Raw genomic sequence first — 18,864 nt, 5'->3', positions numbered from 1 at the left:
TTCAGCGCCAATCGGCATTGGAACTGCCTCCTGCGGCTCCCCTATTCATGTCTGGGTAAAGTCTTCGGACCACTCACCCGCACGGGAAAGGAGCACGGAAATGCGCATCGTGGACATTTGTGAGGTCACCAAGCCGATTTCCTCGCCTATCAGAAATGCATATATCGATTTCAGCAAGATGACCGCCAGCTTGGTGGCTGTGGTGACCGATGTGGTGAAGGACGGTCGCCGAGTGGTCGGCTACGGCTTCAACTCGAACGGGCGCTACGGTCAGGGAGGATTGATCCGAGAACGATTCCGCGACCGCATCCTCGAAGCTGATCCCGCGTCGCTATTGAATGACGCGGGCGACAACTTCGATGCTCACAAAATCTGGGCTGCGATGATGCAGAACGAAAAACCCGGCGGTCACGGAGAGCGCTCGGTTGCCGTTGGGACCATCGATATGGCCGTATGGGACGCGATCTCGAAGATCGAAGAAAAGCCGCTCTTCCGTATGCTGGCCGAACGCAAGGGCGTCGAGGCTAATCCGCGTGTTTTTGTCTATGCCGCGGGTGGCTACTACTATCCCGGCAAAGACAATTCCGCTCTGCGCAACGAAATGCGCGGCTACCTGGAGCGCGGTTACACCGTCGTGAAGATGAAGATTGGTGGCGCTTCGATCGACGAGGACCAGCGCCGGATTGAAGCCGTGTTAGCGGAAATCGGGGAGGAGGCGCAGCTTGCCGTCGATGCCAATGGCCGTTTCGATCTGGAAACCGCGATCGCCTATGCCAAGATGCTGCGGCAGTATCCTCTCATTTGGTATGAGGAAATCGGAGACCCGCTGGACTACCAGCTGCAAGCTGCGATGGCCGAGTTTTACCCCGGCGCCATGGCGACAGGAGAGAACCTGTTCTCGCATCAAGACGCGCGCAACCTGATCCGCTATGGCGGGATGCGCCCCGACCGTGACTGGCTGCAATTCGACTGCGCCTTGTCTTACGGTCTGGTGGAATATCTGCGCACGCTCGATATGCTGGACCAGCTCGGCTGGTCGCCATCGCGCTGCATTCCCCATGGCGGGCACCAGATGTCGCTAAACATCGCGGCCGGGCTCAGCCTTGGCGGCAATGAGAGCTACCCAGACTTATTCCAGCCCTATGGCGGGTTCCCCGACGGCGTGAAGGTCGAAGACGGCCACATCATCATGCCAGAGCTTCCGGGCATCGGGTTCGAAGGCAAATCCGACTTGATCGCAGTGATGCGCGACCTCGTGGAGTAAATCGTTCTCGATCCCGCCGGACGTCCACGATGATCAATTCGCTTGAAAGACGGGTGGCAGGCTGGGCATGCAGCCGCCAACCCACTCTTTTATGGAGAAGGCATCTCCCATATCCTTCGCGGGGAGGACGATAGTCGAGACGAAAACATTCGGCATGAATAGCCCTCAGCCTCTCAAACGCGAACCTTAACGGGCACATTATTGATCAGCCCATCTTCGGTATAGATCAATAGGCGACAGCTTCTCTTGGTAACGGATCGGTCAATCATCGCCTTGCTGATGCTGACGCAGTATGGGTTTGGACTTCCGTCCAATGCCACAATGTCAAAGTGGCCGGGGATACAGATAGATCGCTCGATCAGTGCGCGTTTGACAGAGCGGAACTCCGAAACTGCCTCGGCGTTAATGCCCGGCAACAGCAGGCGCCAGCTCCCGGCGTTGCCGCTCAGATAACACATGCCTTGCTCAGCGAACGGCAGTTGCCAATAATTCGTCGTCGCAATGCGAGCGCCATCGTTCGAAATCGATAATGGATTTCGGACCTCGTTCGGGGCCATGAAGAATTGTCTGGTGTCGAGTGTCATTTTTTTCTCCGCTTTCAGATATACTGGAGATGGAGCTCGGCTTGCGTGGCGGAAACGCTTCTGACGCCACGTCACCTCCGGACACCCCCAGGATACCATAACCTCGCTGAGACGTTCAGAGATGAAGCCGACGTAGTGGAGTTGTCGCAACCGGCCTTGAACTCCCACTTCAGGCCCTGCACCGTGCTCGAGCGACTGGTTTCACTGGACGCGCCTAATCGATCAAGGCTGCCGCTGTCGGAAATCGCGGTATTCACTCCCGGGCGTCGGCCCGAAACATGCGACTGCCCTCGTAGCAGCTATCGACAGGGAACCGTCGCAAAGTTTCCAGCCGCCCGCCCGCCACCGCAGTTATCCCCAAAATCTGGGGACGAGACTGTGGAGAGGCTCCGTGACGCCCAATGTTGCTTCGCAAGGCTCTACTGTGCTCAAATATTAGGCACTCTTCGACGCGCCAGAGAACCAGCCATCCGACCGCTGAGGCAGCAACGCGCCAGGATGAACCTCCAAGATCGGCAATCAATATCGGCAAACCCTTGGACTTTCTCGCCAATATGCCAAATGTTATATATGTCTTAGCAGAAAGAGAAGATCGGCAAAAATGTTGGAAACTCCTAGCAGAATCGAACCTTGCTTCTTCGAGGAACACATCCCCGCAGAACTTGCCGATCTTTCGGTCGACATTCAGAGGGAAGCGGCCCACCTCGGACAAGGGTTACATCCGGATAGCGCGGCTGAGCTCGCGGACCTCGTTCGCGTGATGAACTGCTACTACTCGAACCTGATTGAAGGCCACAACACACGCGCAAGAGATATCGAGCGCGCGCTCGCTGGCGCGGAACTCGAGGAGGAGACCCGACCGCTTGCGCTGGAAGCGCGCGCGCATGTCATCGTTCAAAGGGCAATCGACGAGATGCATCAAAAGGGCACCCTGCCCCGCCCCACGTCCATTGAGTTTCTCACTTGGGTGCACAAGGCTTTCTACGGCGAAATGCCTGATGAGTTTCGAGTCATAGAGCACCCAGACGGAACACTCGAACCGATCATTCCCGGGCGCATGCGTCAGGACGGCGACAAGGAAGTAGCAGTCGGGCGTCACCTGCCTCCTTCTTCGCCGCGCGTTGCCGCTTTCATGGAACACTTTGACAAGCGCTTCCAGATCGCTGCGCAGTCCTCAAGCGGGCGGATCATCGCGATTGCGTCGGCGCATCATCGACTGAATTACATCCATCCATTCCCAGACGGAAACGGGCGCGTCAGCCGATTGATGTCCCATGCCATGGCTCTGACAGCCGGCATTGGCGGCCAAGGCCTTTGGTCAGTTTCCCGCGGACTTGCTCGCGGACTGACTGATCGCGGTGAATACAAGCGCATGATGGACCTTGCAGACAGTCCAAGACGCGGAGACCGCGACGGACGCGGCAACCTGTCTGAAGCAGCATTGAAGGCGTTCAGCGAATGGTTTCTGAAAGTTACGCTTGATCAGATCACGTTTTGCGCAAAGCTGTTCGACCTTGGCGGCCTGGAAAATCGCTACCGACGCCTTGTCGAAGACACCATTGACGACAAGCGCGCCCCAGATCTGATCTCGGCCGTCCTCCGCTATGGCAAGCTTGAGCGTGGCGAGGCGCAGATTGTTCTCAAGACTTCCGAACGCACGGCGCGCAATACGCTCAGTAAACTGACCGATGCCGGGTATCTGACGTCCGCGTCGCCAAAGACGCCGGTAAGACTGGCGTTTCCGCTGGACTATCGGGAACGACTTTTCCCGAACCTTTTTGCTGATTTCGGTTTGCCAAGCTGAGGATGGGGGCGACGTCGGAGCACTGGAGACCTTTACGTTCTAACACCCTATGAGAGAACACTTTACCCTCGCAGCACCGCGATACTCACAGAGGAAGACCGATGTCCGCCGCGACGTGCCCCGATACTGCTGTGATGGACTGAGAAGACGTTCTCTGGCTCCTGCGCATATTCCCAGACAACTATCACTCTCGACGCCATGCGTCGCCACAAGCGATCCCGTCGCGCCTGCGAAATCCGGTGTCTGCGCGATGGCTCCCCGGTCGGCACCCGGCCCAAAACTTCGAGCCAGAATAAGTCTCCGAACGTGCGTCCGTGGGTGTCGGTCCGCGCCTTTGTTTCGCCGTCCATGTAGCTTCCGGCGCGGCGGGAGCTTGTCCGGGCAAATAACTTCGTAGTCGCGGGAACATCTCTGGATATTTACGCTTCTTTCTGCTCTGCAATCTGCTCGCGCGCCGGCGCGGAAGGCGGACTTTCTATTGGGAGATCGAGGCTGTACCGGACGCCCGTCGAGATAAATCTCAGCTCCGACTGGGCGTCGGCCTCCATCGCAACGAGGTCCTGCAACAGACGTGAACCGAAACCTTTTCTCGACGGGGCCTCCACGATCGGGCCGCCCGTCTCCGACCAGACTATCCGGATACGGTCAGAGCCGTTCTCGTTCGCATGGGTCCAGCTAAGGTCGACGTGGCCTTCCGCAGACGAGAGCGCTCCGTACTTTACCGCGTTCGTGGCCAACTCGTGCAACGCCAAGCCGACGATCCGTGCATAACGCTCTGGCAAGCGGGCCGCGGGGCCTGAAATCCGGATACTATCCGGTCTGTCGAGGGAATAAGGACCCAACACCGCCTCGACGAGCTCTTCCAAGTCGGCACTACTCGACGGGCCGTAAGCGGAGATCCCAACTGTCGCCGCCAGTGCTCGTAGCCGTCCTTGGAGGGTGGCCTTGTAGTCGGCCGCGTCCCCGGTAGCGTTGGTTTGCGATACCAGCGAATTAACGAGGGCAAGCAAGTTCTTGATCCGGTGGTTGAGTTCTCGGATGGCAAGTTTCTGGAACTCTTCTTCCCTCGCCTGCTCGGTCACATCGCGAACCAGGCCGGTGCCTCTCAAGCCCTCTGGTGTCTTATGCAAGATGCCAGTGCCGTGCACGCGGATCACCTTCCCGTCCGGGTGAAGAACACGATAGACGACGTCAAAGGTGCGGTCGCTCTCGACACAGGTTTCAAGTTCGCTGCGCACCGCATCTCCGTCCTCCGGGTGGATGCGCTGCCGCCACGACTCGACAGTTGTCTCGTGAGGTGACAGCCCCAAGATCTCGCGGCCCCGCGCGTCCCACTCGGCGATGTCGGCACCCGTGTCCCACGTCCCCCATCCCAGCTGGGAAGCATTCGTGGCGAGGGAGAGCGACTCCATCGCCCGCCTCAGTTGTTCCTCGCTCTCCCTCTGGTCGGTAACATCGGTATTCACACCAACCATGCCGAGGAACTCGCCGCCGTCGGAGAAGCGGGGCTGCGCGACGGTTCTGAGTATCCGGTACACGCCATCGGACCGGCGGTATCGGGCCTCAACCTGCATCTCGGTTTGGTTCTCCATGGCCGCACGAAACGGCTCAGCCAATTGGGCGGCCTCATCGGGATGCAGTGAACTCGTCCAGTCGAAATCGGGAATGTCCTCCAGGGCGACGCCCCAGAACTCGCGCTGCATCTTGTTCAGGAAAACGCATTTGCCCTCTGCATCGCCAAGCCAAAGCATTGCCGGAGCACCCTCGATCACCGTGCGATAAATCTGCTGTGAATTGGCCTCGGCGTGCTTTTCGAATTCCTTCCACGGCATGCAAACCTCTAGGACTAAAGCTTGGCGAGTTTTGTATGTATAAGGGAGCTACGGGACGACACAAGAAGAAGGCGGCCCTTGCCGCGTTGCGTTGGGATAGTCTGGCCACATTTTGGCGGACATAACGAATATTTCCAGTGAACCATTTGCGCCTGCAGCCCCGGGAAACAAAGGGCGTAAGGACTAAGCCGCTCCGCGGCGATGGCGCTCGTGGCTGGTGTTGCCCGTCATTTCCGCGTTTTTCTATGTGGCCGAGCTTTCCGGGCTGATGATGGGGGTCTTCCCCCCTTCAGACAGGAGATTTCCACGGAGGAGAAGAACACCACCCCGCTGCGCCAGCGGATGATCGAGGACAAGAACACCCGCGGGTTGTGCGAGACGACGCAGAAGGCGCACATCCGGAATGTGAAGCATTTAGCGTCCTTCCTCGGGAGGCCGCCGGACACCGCCAGCGACAGGTCCGGGCGTTCAGGACAAAAACTGGATCGGGGCGAGACGCCATCGCGCCCTTCGATCGTTGGGATTTCCGGAGCCTTGCCCGGTCAACTTTTTCCTGCGTCGGGGGGGCACCTCCGGGCTGGGTTATCCTAAGGGGTGGCATAAGTCAAAGTAGCGGAAGGAATCGGAGACGTTCGCACGCAAGGCTCCGAAGTTCATAACGAGTACGCCGACACCGACAAAACCGACGTGAGCTTTTGGAAGCGCGATCTTCATCGATTTTAATCTCGTGGTTCCGGGCGAGACGATCGTCTTCGACGCCCCGCGAGAACAGAAATCAGATCGAGGGTAGCTTACGGAACGTGCTGTCTGGCGCAATGGTCAATAATTGATACAGACGAAAAGATGCAGCATGTAGCTTCCTTCGGTGGGGCGGTTCTCGGCATGCCTAACGTTAGAGCGCAGCTCAATCGGCTGGGTCTCTACGGATCGGCCTCTCGCATCGCGCTACTGACAACTTCGAGATGATGGGCCATGGCACGATGCGCCGCACGGGGATCCCTGTCCGCGATCGCCGCAACCACCTCTTCGTGGTGACCACAATGAACAAGGGTGAACTCTTCGACTCCGACGCGTCGGTAGGTTCGATCCCATTCCCTTTGCCAGACTGCGCGGCAACGTGTGCCTGAAAAATGTCGTAGGAGCGCAATCAGAACCGGGTTGCACGCCACCCGGGCAACAGTCTGGTGGAAGGCATCATCTGCCCGTTCGCATTCGGCGCGGTTGCGCGCCGCTTTCCCTTCAGCAACACACCGGCGAAGATGAGTAGTGTCCTCTGTCTCCCGTCGCATCGCCGCTGCCGCCGCGACCTGCGGTTCGAGCAGTCTGCGCGCGTCCATCAGATCCGCAGGCGTAGTCGCTTCCAGCAGAAGGGTATCCTTTACCGGTCGCCACAACGGCGCCCGGCCCCGAAATGTCCCCTGTCCGACATGCCGCCAGACCTCACCTTCCGCCTCGAACGCGCGGAGTGCAGCGCGCAACGTTTCGCGGCTGCATCCGACAAGGTCCTTTAACAGCCGCTCAGGCGGAAGCCGGTCTCCTGGTGCGGGCGCGGTTTCCTCTATTATGCGCCATAGCCGTCCCCGTGCCGCTTCTTTATCAGTTCGCATACCGCCCTTCCCTTGATCGCATTGATGTTCGGACCGAACACCACGGAAAGCAAGTCCGGGCGGCCAGCGTTTTCCGGATCTCGGGCGGACGCCGAATTGCCGGTGAAACGACGGTCCGCGCCCGCCCTGACGGGCGTGCCGGTCAGATGACGAAAAAGACCAGCGTCAACACCGCACCGATCGCTACAATCAGCCCACGAAGATACTCGGTATGCCGGATTCTGCGCGCCTGATGCGCCCCAATATAGCCGCCCAATGTGGTCGAGACGGCCAACACGGCAGCGGAGTCCCAAGCGATCAGGCCAGCGCTCGCGTAAGCTGTGACGGAAACCAGCGAGAGAACGGCGGACAGAAGATTCTTTAGACCGTTCATGCCGTGGAGATTGCGAAAGCCGATGAGACTGAACATCGCGAGAAGCATAATTCCTACCCCGCCGTTGAAGTAGCCGCCATAGCCGGAAACGAGAAAGATCGCGACAGCCGAAAGCACCGGTCCTACCTTCACGCCGCGGGCCTGCACCATCGCCACGAGACGAGGCCCTGCAGCGAAGAGCAATGTCGCGGCGAAGATGAGCCACGGCACGATGCCGACAAAAGCTTCTCCGGAGGTAATCAGCAACAGACCGGCCCCTGTAAGTCCGCCAAGAGCCGCAGTTCCTACCACGCCTGCGAGGCCAAGACTTTCCTCGGCACGAATGTCGTTCCGGTACGCCCAGGTACTTCCAATGTATCCCGGCAGCGCTGTCAGCGTCGCAGTGGCATTTGCCATCACGGGCGGGACGCCTAGCCAGACCAAAGCTGGAAAGCTGAGAAGCGTGCCGCCACCCGCGATCGCATTAACCATTCCGGCCATGAGGCCTGCTAAGACAAGTAAAACGATGGAGAGCATGAAACGATCCTTGAAGTGATGGACCTACTACATACACCTCGTGGGAATTGGTCTGCTTCGCTAACCCGTCTCGCAGCTCGGCGTCTGTTCAGAGCGTCGTGAACCTCGCTCACGAACACGCCTTCTTGCCTACGATACTCCCGCTGCGCTGTGCGCGAGAAAGGTTAAGACCTCATTCTTGCTTGATAAAATCAATAGACGTAGATGTGCCGGTCGAAATGCTTTCGAACTCGGTCTCGGGCGACGACACCATCTCAACTGTGCCCGAGCCGTATTTCCGCGAGAACGCTCCGGGAACGCCGAAGGACGCCTTGACCATACAGAAGAATTTCGAGGGTCACGAACCCCGGCTGTAATCAGGATCCCATCTACGATTACAAGGGCGACCTGCACACCGGAGTCTATGAATTAGTGCCGGACGTTCTTCACGGGAGCCGGCACTGTCCACGTCAGCCGGTCGATACCATTCGCGAAAGCCACTGGGCGAATTCGTAGTTCGGCCGTTCGAGATGCGAGAGGGGCCCGGGCTTGGCAAAGCGGCTTTGCATACCTTTCCAGACTTTTTCGGTGCAGCCCTTGTCTTCCGCGTTCACCTCGTCGAGCAGTGTCTTGAGAGCGGCGAGATGGGCCTCCGCGTCCGGATCTGCGAGGAAATCGGGCGAGAGGCCACCGCCATATAGAATCTTCACGTGATCGGGCCCGTCAGAACGCAGAGAAAGATACCAGAAATAGCCCGGGGTGAGCGTGATCATCAGCGACGGGTAAATCGCCAGCAGCCACGTGCGGCGGCGGTCGTCACCTTCCAGGACGGTGTTGGACGGATGCGCCAGTGCCAGCGGCACGGAATCGGCTTTGAGGATGTGGTGAAAGTTGAAATTCTCGAAACCTTCAGGGCAGACCATGTCCTTGAGCCTGCTCGCGCCACCGATCGTACCCGCGTGGCAGACCGGCAGGTGGTAGCTCTCCATGAAGTTCTCGGCGAGAATCTTCCAGTTGGTGTTCCAGCGATGCTCCTCGCGGAACGTCTCGCGATAGCTCGCCATGTCAAGGTAGCCGACAAGATCGTCCACCTCGGAATAGATCTCCGAGGGCTCCGCCAGATCAGGATCGAGGGTCAGCATGATCCAGCCCTTCCAATCGACGCAGCGGACCGAGGGCAAGCCCGAACTGTCCTTGCAGAAAGAGCCGTTCATCTCCATTGCCGGAGCGCCGCGGAGCGATCCGTCGAGCGAATAAGTCCAGGCGTGGTAAGGACAGGTGATGACTCGCACAGAGCCACGCCCATCCAGCAGCGTCGACATTCGGTGGCGGCAGACGTTCGACATCGCTCGCAGTGCGCCCTTGGCGTCGCGCAGCACGATGATCGGCTCGCCGGCAACCTCGGTCGTCAAGTAGGCGCCCGGTCCGTCGAGCGAGTCAGCGCGACCGACGCAGACCCAGCTCTTCGCGAAGATCCGCTCCTCTTCGACGGCGAGAAACTCCTTTGAGGTGTAGACGGAGCTCGGCATAGCAAAGGCGTGCTCGAACGGGACCGCCACATTGGCGGCGAGTTCGGCGACAGGATCGATCCGAGGGATGGTGACGGGAGTGTTCTCGTTCATCGCAGGCTCCATATCTGGCCCGGAGATGTTCATTCCGGACCTCTCCTGAATGCCGCCGCCCCTGCTTCGTTGAAAGAAATTTTTCTATTAGTCTGGCTTAGGCTAGGACTAAACGAGCAACCGGAGGTCAAACTGCGCGACGAGCGGATTCCACGCGCGCCGCACCGCCTCCCCGTCCCGCAAGAGGCCTGCAGAACCACCTTCAACAGGAAAGATAAGCGCGCAAAATTCGTATGCAGCTCTCGAGTTCGGAGATCGCAATCGATTCGTCGGGTTGGTGACCGTCGCCCATGTCGCCTGGCCCCCAGACGATCGTGGCAAGGCCGAGTTTTGCGAAAAATCCCGCTTCCGTGCCGAATGCGACGGTGCCGGCGTCCGGCTGCGCAAGGCTAGACGCAAAAGCGCGGATTGCCGGGTGCTCTGCGTTGCTGCAAAGGCCCGGGTAGCTCCCTGTCTGCGTGATCGTCACATTGCGGGGCACATCGAGACCCGCCATGATCGCCTCGGGCGTCTCGGCAGTGAGGTGGCGGATCTCAAACAGAAGCTCAGCGCGGTCCGGAACGATGTTCAACGCGGTGCCGCCACGCAAGACCCCGGCATGGATTGTCGAGAAGGGAGGGTCATAACGCTCGTCCCGCGCGCCCTCCTTCACGAGTGTGGACTGCCGCTCCCGGATCGCCTGCACGAGGTCGGCAGCCGGGTGCAGCGCGTTCCGAAACTGCGGCGCCATCGCCGAGTGCCCAGCCTCGCCAGTCGCGACAGCCCGGTAGCTTGCCTTGCCCTTGTGTCCGGCCACGATCTTCAGCGAAGTCGGCTCTCCAACAAGACAGAGGTCTGGCCGTCCCAGCGTAGGGATTACCGTATCGATCATCTCGGCTATGCCGCGGCAACCGATCTCCTCATCCCAGCTGAGCGCGAGGCTCAGAGGCATGCTCTGGGCTTCGACCTTAAGTGATTGTACGACGGCTAGAACGCAGGCAAGAAAGCCTTTCATATCGGTCGTGCCGCGCCCAAAATATCGGCCATCGCGCTCGAAGAGGCCAAAGGCATCTCGCGACCACGCTTGCCCAGCGACCGGCACGACATCGGAGTGTGCAGAGCAGAGCAGGCCGCCGTCTCCTTCCCCGCGCTTTGCAAGTAGACCCGCCTTCAGGCTATCGGCGGACACGAGCCGCCATGTCGCGAAACCGTGCAACTGCAGGAAGTCTTCGACCCAATCGACTAATGCGCCGTTGGGCCCGTCCGTGACCGTTGGAAAACCGACGAGCGCTGCGAGGATGTCTTTGGTGGAGAGTTCCATGGTTTACCTCATTGCAGCCGCGAAACTGAATTCGCTCGCATCGCTCAAATTTTCACGGACATGCTCGACGAAAGCGGCGACCGTGCGGGAGGTTTCCGCTCCCCGGCTCGTCAGAATGCCCATCTTGAGCAACCGAGGTCCGCCCGAGATCGGCACGAAACGCAGCGTGCCACCGTCAGGAGCTTGGTCCGTGATCGGCCGGATATTGGCGATGGAATAACCGAAGTTATTCGCCACCAGTGAGCGCATCACCGCGATATCACGCGTCCGCTCCACTACGCGCGGGCGCTGTCCCGTGGCACCGAAGAGCGACAGGAAATAGTCGGTGCTCACCGGTAGATCGAGTAGGATCATCGGCAGGTCGACAAGCTCCGAGGGTGCCACCTCGCGCAACCCGGCCAGAGGATGATCCTGCGCGAAATGGGCAACGGGCGGCAGGTCGATCAATGGCTGGAAATCGAGATCGGGGGGAATGTCGAGATCGTAGGTTATCGCCACATCCAACCTGGCATCCCGCAGCTGCTCAAAAATCTCAGATTGATCGCGTTCGAACTGGTGGAAGACGACCTCGGGATAGGTGTCGATGAAACTGCGGCGCAGTTTCGGTAGCACGATCTGCGCGAAGGTGATCAGACAGCCTACATGCAGGTCGCCTCGCACTGTGCCGGCCAAGTCGCTCGCCAGATCGCCGAGCGCCTCCGCCCGTGCGACGGCCTCCCGCGCCCCCTCTAGGAACCGACGCCCCACTTGCGATACGGTCAGGCCATGGGCATGACGCCGATTGAAGAGCGTCAAGCCGACCTCTGCCTCGAGCTGGCCAATGGCAGCGGAAATCGTGGGCGAAGAGACGTTCAGCTTCTGGGCCGCGAGCGTAATGGAACCACAATCGCAGACAGCGATAAAGTATTCGAGCTGGCGGAGCGTGATCCGCAACGGCATCAGTCGTCGCCCGGAACGCCATAGGACGGTGCTGCGCCTGGGTTCAACGCGCGGGTCACGTAATCGTCGGCCTGCGGACGGTAGCGCGCCCAAAGATCGGACAACGCGGTGATCGGACAGCCCTCGTCGAGCCAGTCGACCCGCAGATCGGCATAGGGCCAGCTTTGCCGGTCCACGATCAACAGCCCCGCGGAATGCACTGGCCCGGCTTCGCCGCCGGCTTTGAGACCCGCCTTCATCGCCGCGATCAGGCGATCCCCGAAAGGACCGTCCGCCGCTTCGAAGGCCGCCACCATCTTCGCCGGGATACCATTCTCCGCCAGCATGTTGCCGCCTGCGGCGCAGTCGCGGCCCTCGGCGGAGGCCCATATCCCGAGGGCCTTCGGACCCGAATGAACCGATGTCGCGCCGCGCGCGTCAATTGCGAGAAGCTGGCGATAATCGGGATGATCGTCGCCGTCGCGTGCCGCGGCCACGGCATCCGCTGCGCCCTCGCCCGCTGCCATCCGGTCCAGCATGATTTTCCCCAGCTCGGGATTGGTCACGTTTTGCGACGAGACCGCGCCGACGTCGGCCCGCGCCCGCGCGCAGCGCGCTGCGACCGCCGGTGAAGACGAGGATATTGCAACGCCGAGCTGGCCGCTTTGCGCACATCTGGCTACTATAGAAAAGGTCATGCGTGCTCCGTTTCGCTGCAGAAATCGGGTCAGTCGGGGATTACGGCTGTTGCGTCAATCTCCACCAGCCATTCGGGTCGCGCAAGAGCGACCACTACGAGACCAGTGCAAACAGGATGCACACCGCGGATGTATTCGCCCATTGTCCGGTAGACGGCCTCGCGGTGGCGCACGTCGGTAAGGTAGACGACAAGTTTGGTCAGATGCGCCATCTCGCCTCCTGCCTCTTCGATGAGCTGGCGGATGTTCTGCATGACCTTGTGGGTCTGCTCGACCGGGTCGTGGCTATCGATATTCTTCGCGGTGTCGAGGTCTTGCGGACACTGCCCTCGTAGGAAGATCATCTGCCCACGCGCCACGACGGCCTGCGCGAGATCATTGTCGAGGTTCTGTTCGGGGTAAGTGTCCTTCGTGTTGAAGGCGCGAATTCGGGTATGAGCCATGATGTTTCCCTGTTCGGATCAAGCGGGGCGGGAAGCGGCGCGGGCCGCTGCGGGATCGGGACGATAAGCACGGTAGCTGGCCTGGATCTCGATGTGATCTGCGAGGTATTTCGCATCCTGCCAGACGCCCCAGATGAAGCTGGATCCGCGCCCCGAAAGCCATGGCAGGCCGAGAAAATACACCCCCGGTGCGCGCGACACGCCGCGCTGATGCGCGGGCCGGCCAGCCTCGTCAAAGGCATCGACCGCCATCCAGCCGTAATCGTTAGCGAAACCGGTCGCCCAAATGATAGTGGAAATGCCAGCCGCGCGAATGTCGAGCGTCTGCAGCGGATCGGTCACGCAGTCCGGCATCGCGGCAAGCGCCCGGGCCGATGGCTCGGGAGGCAGGTCGAGTCCGTTGCGCGTCACATAGGCGTCTGCCTCGTCGAGAAGCGCGAGGTAGTTCTCGTCTCCACGGCGGATGTTGCGTTCGAGGTCCGCGGCGAAGGAAAGCACGCCATTGGCACAAGTCTCGGTGCGTCCGAGAAGGGTAATACCTTTTTGGGCAAGCCTGCGGAAATCGACCGTTTGCCCCCCGTTTGCTCCGCTGACCGCGATGGTGACATGCTCGGCGCCCGGAGCGCTCGCCTGCCGGTCCCACTTCCCGAGCACGCCCAGCCACCAGACGAAGTCGCGGCCACGATAGCTGCGCGGCGGCCGGTCATGCGGTCCCACCGAAAGGAAGACGCGTCGCCCTGCCCGCATCAACTCATCCGCGATCTGCGCTCCGGAAGATCCTGCTCCAACAACGAGCACCGCCCCCTTCGGCAGCGCATCCGGATTTCGGTAATCGCTGGAATGTATCTGGTTAAGCCAATCGGCTTCTGGGACAATCGGAGGGATCACTGGTGTCTGGAAGGCACCGGTCGCAACGACGACGGTTTGCGCCTCGATCGCTCCTTCCGACGTGTCCGCGCGATACCCCGGGCGCCCGTCCAGCGGCGCGAGCGCCGTCACCTCGACGCCGCTCCGTATCTGACCCGCAAAGCGTTCAGCATAGGCCTCGAAATAAGCGGCCACATCCTCTTTTCCGACGAATGCGTCAGGAGAGTGGCCCTCGAATTCCATATTCGGAAAGCGATCATGCCAGGCCGGTCCGTTCGCGACGAGCGAGTCCCAACGGCGCGTGCGCCAGGACTCGGCGATGCGCGCTCGCTCGAGGACGATATGTGCGATCCGCCGGCGCGTCAGGTGCTCACTCATGGCGATCCCGGCCTGCCCCGCACCAATGACGAGCGTATTGGTGTCTTCAATCTTCATCAGCGCAGTCCCCAACGGTTTGTTTCGTTGCCCGAAAGTGGCACGAGGGCCCTCGTCCCGTGCCTTCTCGGTATAACCGGGGCAGGTTAACTAAAATAACGATTTTCGATAGCATTGATTAGGGAGATCCTAAGTTAGCCTACCATTCACCGCGAAGGGAGCATCGCTCTGTGCGAGCCTTATCCTTTCAGCACAAAACGAGTATCCTGTGGTCAGCCCGGAAAATCTGAGCGCCGGCCCAGTTCCTTCAAGCCGAGTTGCCTCGGTGCTTTAGGTCTCCCCGTCCGGCCTGTTGCGGAAAGGCGGGTGGCGTCCGGGACGTTACTGACTTGACACGAAGATCATTGTGCGATCGCGCCTGAACCTATAACAAGCATTTTTAATACTTGTTTCTTTGGAGGCACCATATGCGCCTGACCAGTTTCACAGATTTTGGCCTCCGAGCGCTGATGCGGATGGCCAGCGCGCCGGAGCGCGCCTTCTCGACGGCCGAGATCGCCGATGAGTTCGGTATCTCTCGCCACCACCTGAATAAAGTCATTCAGCGCCTGGCCCGGCACGGCTTCGTGACCACGCGGCGCGGGAGCGGTGGCGGCGCAATGCTCGGCCAGCCCGCTCACGAGATCGTTCTTGGAGACCTCGTGCGACTTCTCGAGCAGGACCAGGCCATTGTCGAATGTTTCTCTCCTGACGGCGCGTGCTGCATTACCCCTGTCTGTGGCCTGAAGGGTAGACTCCACGCCGCAGAGGCCGCGTTTTTGGCGGAACTCGATCGTTCGACGCTGGCAGACATCGCCTTGCCGGCCACTCTTCCGGCTACGGTCTGAAAGGAAATAGTGATGCGTAACGTGTCTTTCACCACCGAGGGTTTCACGGTCGATGCAGAACTCGTTGGACGCGCTTTCGGCCTTTCACCATCCGATGTTCTCGCGAAACTCCGCGACGGCGAAGTCACAAGCAGATGCGAGGCCGGTGTCGACGACGATGCCGGGCGGTGGCGGCTGACCTTCTACTTTGGCGGTCGCGCGCTACGCCTCGTTGTCGATGAGAACGGCACGATCCTGTCACGCGGCACCTTTCCCTCACACGCACCCGTTGCGGCTCCGCGCGACCTTGCGACGACCCGTTCGAAAACCTGACCATCAATCCCCACCGGAAAGGGACGATGATGCTACCCTCTCTCCCCCGCAAGCTGAGCCATGGCGCTTCCCTTGCGATCTTTAGCGCGCTTACACCAGTTGCGGCCTCAGCCCACGTAAAGTGGTTCGCACCCTATATCGTCGGCGCAGCTCCGGCCCCTATCACGCGGACGCTGACGGATACTTGGTTCTGGTCCGGGATCGTGTTGGTGCTGGTCTTTTTCATCGCGACGCGACTGGTGGAGCGCACGACCGTCGGAGTGGCTGCGCTCGATGCAATGGATAGCCTTTCTAATCCCCTCTGGCTGGAGCTAGACAATTTCGTTCGAATTGTCGTCGCAGGTTTTTTTGTTGCTATCTTCGCGGTGGGAGGCGTTTACCTCACGCCTGATCTCCAGACTCCTGCGGAATGGGTAAGCTGGGTCCAGCTCCTGATCGCCCTTGGCATCGTTTCGCGTCGCACGCAGCCCCTTTCGGCGGCGGGTATCATCTTCCTCTGGGTGCTCGCTCTACGCGACTACGATCCCTTCCACCTGCTCGACTACCTCGCGCTCGGCGTCGCCGTGGCGACTTACCTGGTCCTCGAGGCGGCGGATCGTCCTGAATGGCGCAAGCATCGCTTCGAAGTCCTCCGCTGGGGTGTTGCCATCGCGCTGATGTGGTCGAGCCTCGAGAAGTTTGCATATCCTGAATGGTTCTATCCGCTCGTGCAGGAAAAGCCTTTTCTCACCTTTGGCATTCCGCGCGACATGTTCATTCCGATGGCTGGGGTCGCCGAGTTCACAATGGGCTTCGGTCTGCTTGCGACCCCACTCGTGCGGCGACTTTCAGCGATAGCGCTCTTCGTGATCTTCAACTCTGCAGTCTATCCCTTCGGACGGATCGACCTCATCGGGCATGCACTGATCATGGCCATCATCGTCGTGATTGCGGTCGATCATACGCGTGAGCTGCACTTCTGGTCTTGGATCAGGCGCGCCCTCCTCGGGGTCCCGATCGGTCTTGCATCTGCACTGGTGATCTTTGCGACCGCCTACTGGGGTCTGCATGCGGCTTTCTACGGCACCGACGTCCAGACGATGGCGCAAATCCGAGCCGGAGAGGGACAGATGGCAACACATTCGTATTCGGCCGAGCATCCTCACGGACCACAGGCTGAAGTCACGCTACGCGATCGCGGAAAAGATCCAAAGATCGATATTTCGAAGCCGATCAAAGCAGCTTCAGTAACCGCCGCCTACGAGGTCTCGATGAAGAGTATGCGCCAGGACATGATGGCGGGCATTCAGCATGACGACCCAGACGCGGCCTTCGTGTTGGGTATGCTCCCCCACCACCAAGGCGCGCTTGATATGGCTAAGATCGAACTGGCAAGCGGAACCGATCCAGAAATCCGCGAGCTCGCCCGTCACATCATTGCCGACCAGCAGCAAGAAATCTCCGCGATGCGGGCTTGGTTGCGCAAGCAACAAAACGAGACGCCCGACGAGTGATCCAACGCAGCCGGAGTGGTCGCCAGATGTCGCCCCGGCTGCTTTTTCCTGAAAACGAGCCGGCTAGCGTTGCGCCTTGTAGGCACGTTTCTCCACCAGCCGCACCATGTAGATGTGCCACTGAAGCAGAGCGGACATTTTCCGATGGCGCGCCAAACTTTCAGGACGCGCGCGAATAGCGCACACCCTCGGGCACGTGCTGATCGAGAACCGAAGCGATCATCCGTGTTAACGGGCGACCTTCCGGTGCAATGGCGATGCGCTTTCCCGTAAGCCTTGCGAATGGCGCGAAGCGCGTGGCCATTTCCGTCAGGCACGGTAGCAGCTTCTGGGCATCGGTGCCGAACTCCTGGCTCAAATCGTCAAGATCCACTGCGAACCTACACATCAACTCCTCGATCGCCCGAGCGCGCAACTGGTCTTCGGGGCTTAACTGGTAGCCACGAGCGCCCGGAAAAACACCGGTTGCAATCCGCTGCTGATAAGCCGCGGTCGCGGGCGCATTCTGGACATAACCTTCCGAAAAGCGCGAAATCGACGATGCCCCGAGCCCTATGAGAGTGCTGCATGTGTCGGTCGTGTATCCTTGGAAATTGCGACGCAGCCGTCCGGCTTCGAGCGCCGCCGTCAGAGTGTCGCCGGGGCGCGCGAAATGGTCGATGCCGATAGCAGTGAGGCCAGCCGCGACAAACAGTTCTCCGGCGCGCGTGGCGAGGTGGTAGCGCGCCAGATCGTCCGGCAGCGCGTCTTCGTCGATCAGCTTTTGCCGTTTTGAAACCCAAGGCACATGCGCGTAACCAAAGAGCGCAACGCGGTCCGGCGTAAAGGTGAGAACCTTTTCGATCGTATCTTCGATGCGTGCGAGGCTCTGGTGCGGGAGGCCATAGACCAGATCGGTGTTGAGAGAGGAGATGCCGGCTGCACGCAAGTCTTCGACGCACGCGCGTGTAGTTTCGAACGGTTGCAGGCGACCGATGGCTTTTTGGACTTCGGGATCGAAATCCTGAATGCCGATCGACGCGCGGTTCATGCCTTCGGAGGCGAGAGCTTCGATCTTCGCGCGATCGACCATGGTCGGGTCAATCTCCACCGAGAACTCAAATTCCTGAGCTGGTGGAAACACACGGCGTATCGATTCCGAGAGACGATGTATCAATTCCGGCGGCAGGATGGTAGGCGTTCCGCCACCCCAGTGAAGGCGGCCCATTTTCAGGCCGTCCGGTATGATGGCTCGCACCATTTCGAGCTCTGCCTCGAGCGCCTCGATATAGCTTTCCACGGGGCCAAGGGTTTTCGTGCCTTGTGTGTGACAGGCGCAGAACCAGCATAGCCGCTCGCAAAACGGGATGTGCATGTAGACCGACACAGGCTCGCCCGGGTCCAACCGTTCAAGCGCATGGCGTTGAAAGAACGCGCCTGTGTCGGGCGTAAAGGCCGCCGCAGTCGGGTAGGACGTGTAACGCGGCACGCGCGCATCGAAGAGGCCAAGGGCCCGAAGTGTTTCTGTGTGTTCCATGCCCTCTTATCAGACAGACAGAAGCGGGCTTCTTTGCTGTGGCTCAAACTAAATTTGCGAAGACGCAGCCGGTGGCCGCACAGGTCCCCTCGTTCCACCGTGAAAGTGACAGAAGGGCATTGAGTCATCTTGTGTGCGGTAATTGGTATTTACAATGCGCATTCAAATGGTGCAGGGAGAGATCATGGCGACGAAGGTTGAAGCCAATTGAGTCGTGACGGGCCGAAGGCTCTTGCAAAGGTCTTGCTGTATGACGGATCAAACCCAAACTGCATTGGACGAGTTGCCCGGTGATCTTTTGATGTGGGTTCTCATTATCAGCGAATTGCTGGTTTTCGGGGCGGGGTTGATCGTTTTCTTGTCCGTTCGGATCACTGATCCGACGGGCTTTGCCGAGGCGCAGAATGCGCTGAACCGGACTGCCGCTGCGACCAACACGATTATCTTGCTGACGAGCGGCTTTTTCGCCGCCCT

General features: G+C 59.9%; 16 protein-coding genes and 1 pseudogene. 6 read left to right on the top strand and 11 right to left on the bottom strand.

Going from position 1 to position 18,864, the window contains the following annotated elements; genetic code table 11:
• Nucleotides 1-100: 100 nt before the first annotated feature.
• The gene (locus DEM26_RS18495; RefSeq protein ID WP_109173090.1) at nt 101-1,264 is read left to right on the top strand and encodes a mandelate racemase/muconate lactonizing enzyme family protein; all 1,164 of its coding nucleotides are present in this window, start codon (nt 101-103) and stop codon (nt 1,262-1,264) included.
• Between the two features lie 173 nt (nt 1,265-1,437).
• Here DEM26_RS18495 and DEM26_RS18490 read toward each other — a convergent pair whose 3' ends face one another.
• Nucleotides 1,438-1,848: a hypothetical protein gene (locus DEM26_RS18490; protein WP_109173089.1), complete on the bottom strand. Its 411-nt coding sequence runs from the start codon at nt 1,846-1,848 to the stop codon at nt 1,438-1,440.
• Nucleotides 1,849-2,449: 601 nt separating this feature from the next.
• Here DEM26_RS18490 and DEM26_RS18485 point away from each other — a divergent pair.
• On the top strand, nt 2,450-3,652 hold the full coding sequence (locus DEM26_RS18485) for a Fic family protein (RefSeq protein WP_109173088.1): 1,203 nt from the start codon (nt 2,450-2,452) through the stop codon (nt 3,650-3,652).
• A 419-nt stretch (nt 3,653-4,071) separates the two neighbouring features.
• On the opposite strand, the gene DEM26_RS18480 is transcribed toward DEM26_RS18485, so the two are convergent.
• The 9 genes from DEM26_RS18480 to DEM26_RS18435 all read right to left on the bottom strand — a co-directional run bounded on the left by DEM26_RS18480 (nt 4,072) and on the right by DEM26_RS18435 (nt 14,242).
• The gene (locus tag DEM26_RS18480) at nt 4,072-5,484 is read right to left on the bottom strand and encodes a sensor histidine kinase (RefSeq protein WP_088736229.1); all 1,413 of its coding nucleotides are present in this window, start codon (nt 5,482-5,484) and stop codon (nt 4,072-4,074) included.
• A 920-nt stretch (nt 5,485-6,404) separates the two neighbouring features.
• Nucleotides 6,405-7,091 carry a FadR/GntR family transcriptional regulator gene (locus DEM26_RS18470; RefSeq protein ID WP_109173087.1) on the bottom strand — a complete coding sequence of 229 codons (687 nt, stop codon included), beginning with the start codon at nt 7,089-7,091 and terminating at the stop codon, nt 6,405-6,407.
• A gap of 142 nt (nt 7,092-7,233) precedes the next feature.
• Entirely contained in the window at nt 7,234-7,980 is a 747-nt protein-coding gene (locus tag DEM26_RS18465; protein WP_109173086.1) for a sulfite exporter TauE/SafE family protein, read from the bottom strand.
• 449 nt (nt 7,981-8,429) lie between these two features.
• On the bottom strand, nt 8,430-9,581 hold the full coding sequence (locus DEM26_RS18460) for an aromatic ring-hydroxylating oxygenase subunit alpha (RefSeq protein ID WP_369907871.1): 1,152 nt from the start codon (nt 9,579-9,581) through the stop codon (nt 8,430-8,432).
• 202 nt (nt 9,582-9,783) lie between these two features.
• Nucleotides 9,784-10,881: an acetylornithine deacetylase gene (argE, locus tag DEM26_RS18455; RefSeq protein ID WP_109173085.1), complete on the bottom strand. Its 1,098-nt coding sequence runs from the start codon at nt 10,879-10,881 to the stop codon at nt 9,784-9,786.
• 3 nt (nt 10,882-10,884) lie between these two features.
• Nucleotides 10,885-11,820: a LysR family transcriptional regulator gene (locus tag DEM26_RS18450; RefSeq protein WP_109173084.1), complete on the bottom strand. Its 936-nt coding sequence runs from the start codon at nt 11,818-11,820 to the stop codon at nt 10,885-10,887.
• Nucleotides 11,820-12,497, bottom strand: coding sequence for a DUF1028 domain-containing protein (locus tag DEM26_RS18445; RefSeq protein ID WP_038145400.1), 678 nt, complete (start codon nt 12,495-12,497; stop codon nt 11,820-11,822). The genes DEM26_RS18450 and DEM26_RS18445 overlap by 1 nt, the downstream gene beginning before the upstream one ends.
• 29 nt (nt 12,498-12,526) lie before the next feature.
• Nucleotides 12,527-12,940, bottom strand: coding sequence for a RidA family protein (locus DEM26_RS18440; protein ID WP_088726056.1), 414 nt, complete (start codon nt 12,938-12,940; stop codon nt 12,527-12,529).
• A gap of 18 nt (nt 12,941-12,958) precedes the next feature.
• Nucleotides 12,959-14,242: a flavin-containing monooxygenase gene (locus tag DEM26_RS18435; protein WP_109173126.1), complete on the bottom strand. Its 1,284-nt coding sequence runs from the start codon at nt 14,240-14,242 to the stop codon at nt 12,959-12,961.
• A 407-nt stretch (nt 14,243-14,649) separates the two neighbouring features.
• Here DEM26_RS18435 and DEM26_RS18430 point away from each other — a divergent pair, with 407 nt between their 5' ends.
• Genes DEM26_RS18430 through copM form a run of 3 tightly spaced genes read left to right on the top strand, consistent with a single transcriptional unit; the run spans nt 14,650 to nt 16,874 of the window.
• On the top strand, nt 14,650-15,069 hold the full coding sequence (locus DEM26_RS18430) for an Rrf2 family transcriptional regulator (protein WP_088727448.1): 420 nt from the start codon (nt 14,650-14,652) through the stop codon (nt 15,067-15,069).
• Nucleotides 15,070-15,081: 12 nt separating this feature from the next.
• On the top strand, nt 15,082-15,381 hold the full coding sequence (locus DEM26_RS18425; RefSeq protein ID WP_088727447.1) for a DUF6522 family protein: 300 nt from the start codon (nt 15,082-15,084) through the stop codon (nt 15,379-15,381).
• Nucleotides 15,382-15,407: 26 nt separating this feature from the next.
• Entirely contained in the window at nt 15,408-16,874 is a 1,467-nt protein-coding gene (gene copM, locus DEM26_RS18420) for a CopM family metallochaperone (RefSeq protein WP_233243203.1), read from the top strand.
• 160 nt (nt 16,875-17,034) lie between these two features.
• On the opposite strand, the gene hemN is transcribed toward copM, so the two are convergent.
• Nucleotides 17,035-18,390: an oxygen-independent coproporphyrinogen III oxidase gene (gene hemN, locus DEM26_RS18415; RefSeq protein WP_109173083.1), complete on the bottom strand. Its 1,356-nt coding sequence runs from the start codon at nt 18,388-18,390 to the stop codon at nt 17,035-17,037.
• 250 nt (nt 18,391-18,640) lie between these two features.
• On the opposite strand from hemN, the pseudogene DEM26_RS20745 reads away from it, so the two are divergent.
• A pseudogene (locus tag DEM26_RS20745) lies at nt 18,641-18,864 on the top strand (cytochrome c oxidase subunit 3 family protein); the annotation flags it as partial.

Source organism: Thioclava sp. NG1 (assembly GCF_003122275.1).
Classification (GTDB): Bacteria; Pseudomonadota; Alphaproteobacteria; order Rhodobacterales; family Rhodobacteraceae; genus Thioclava; species Thioclava nitratireducens.
This window is presented reverse-complemented; position numbering and strand designations above follow the sequence as displayed.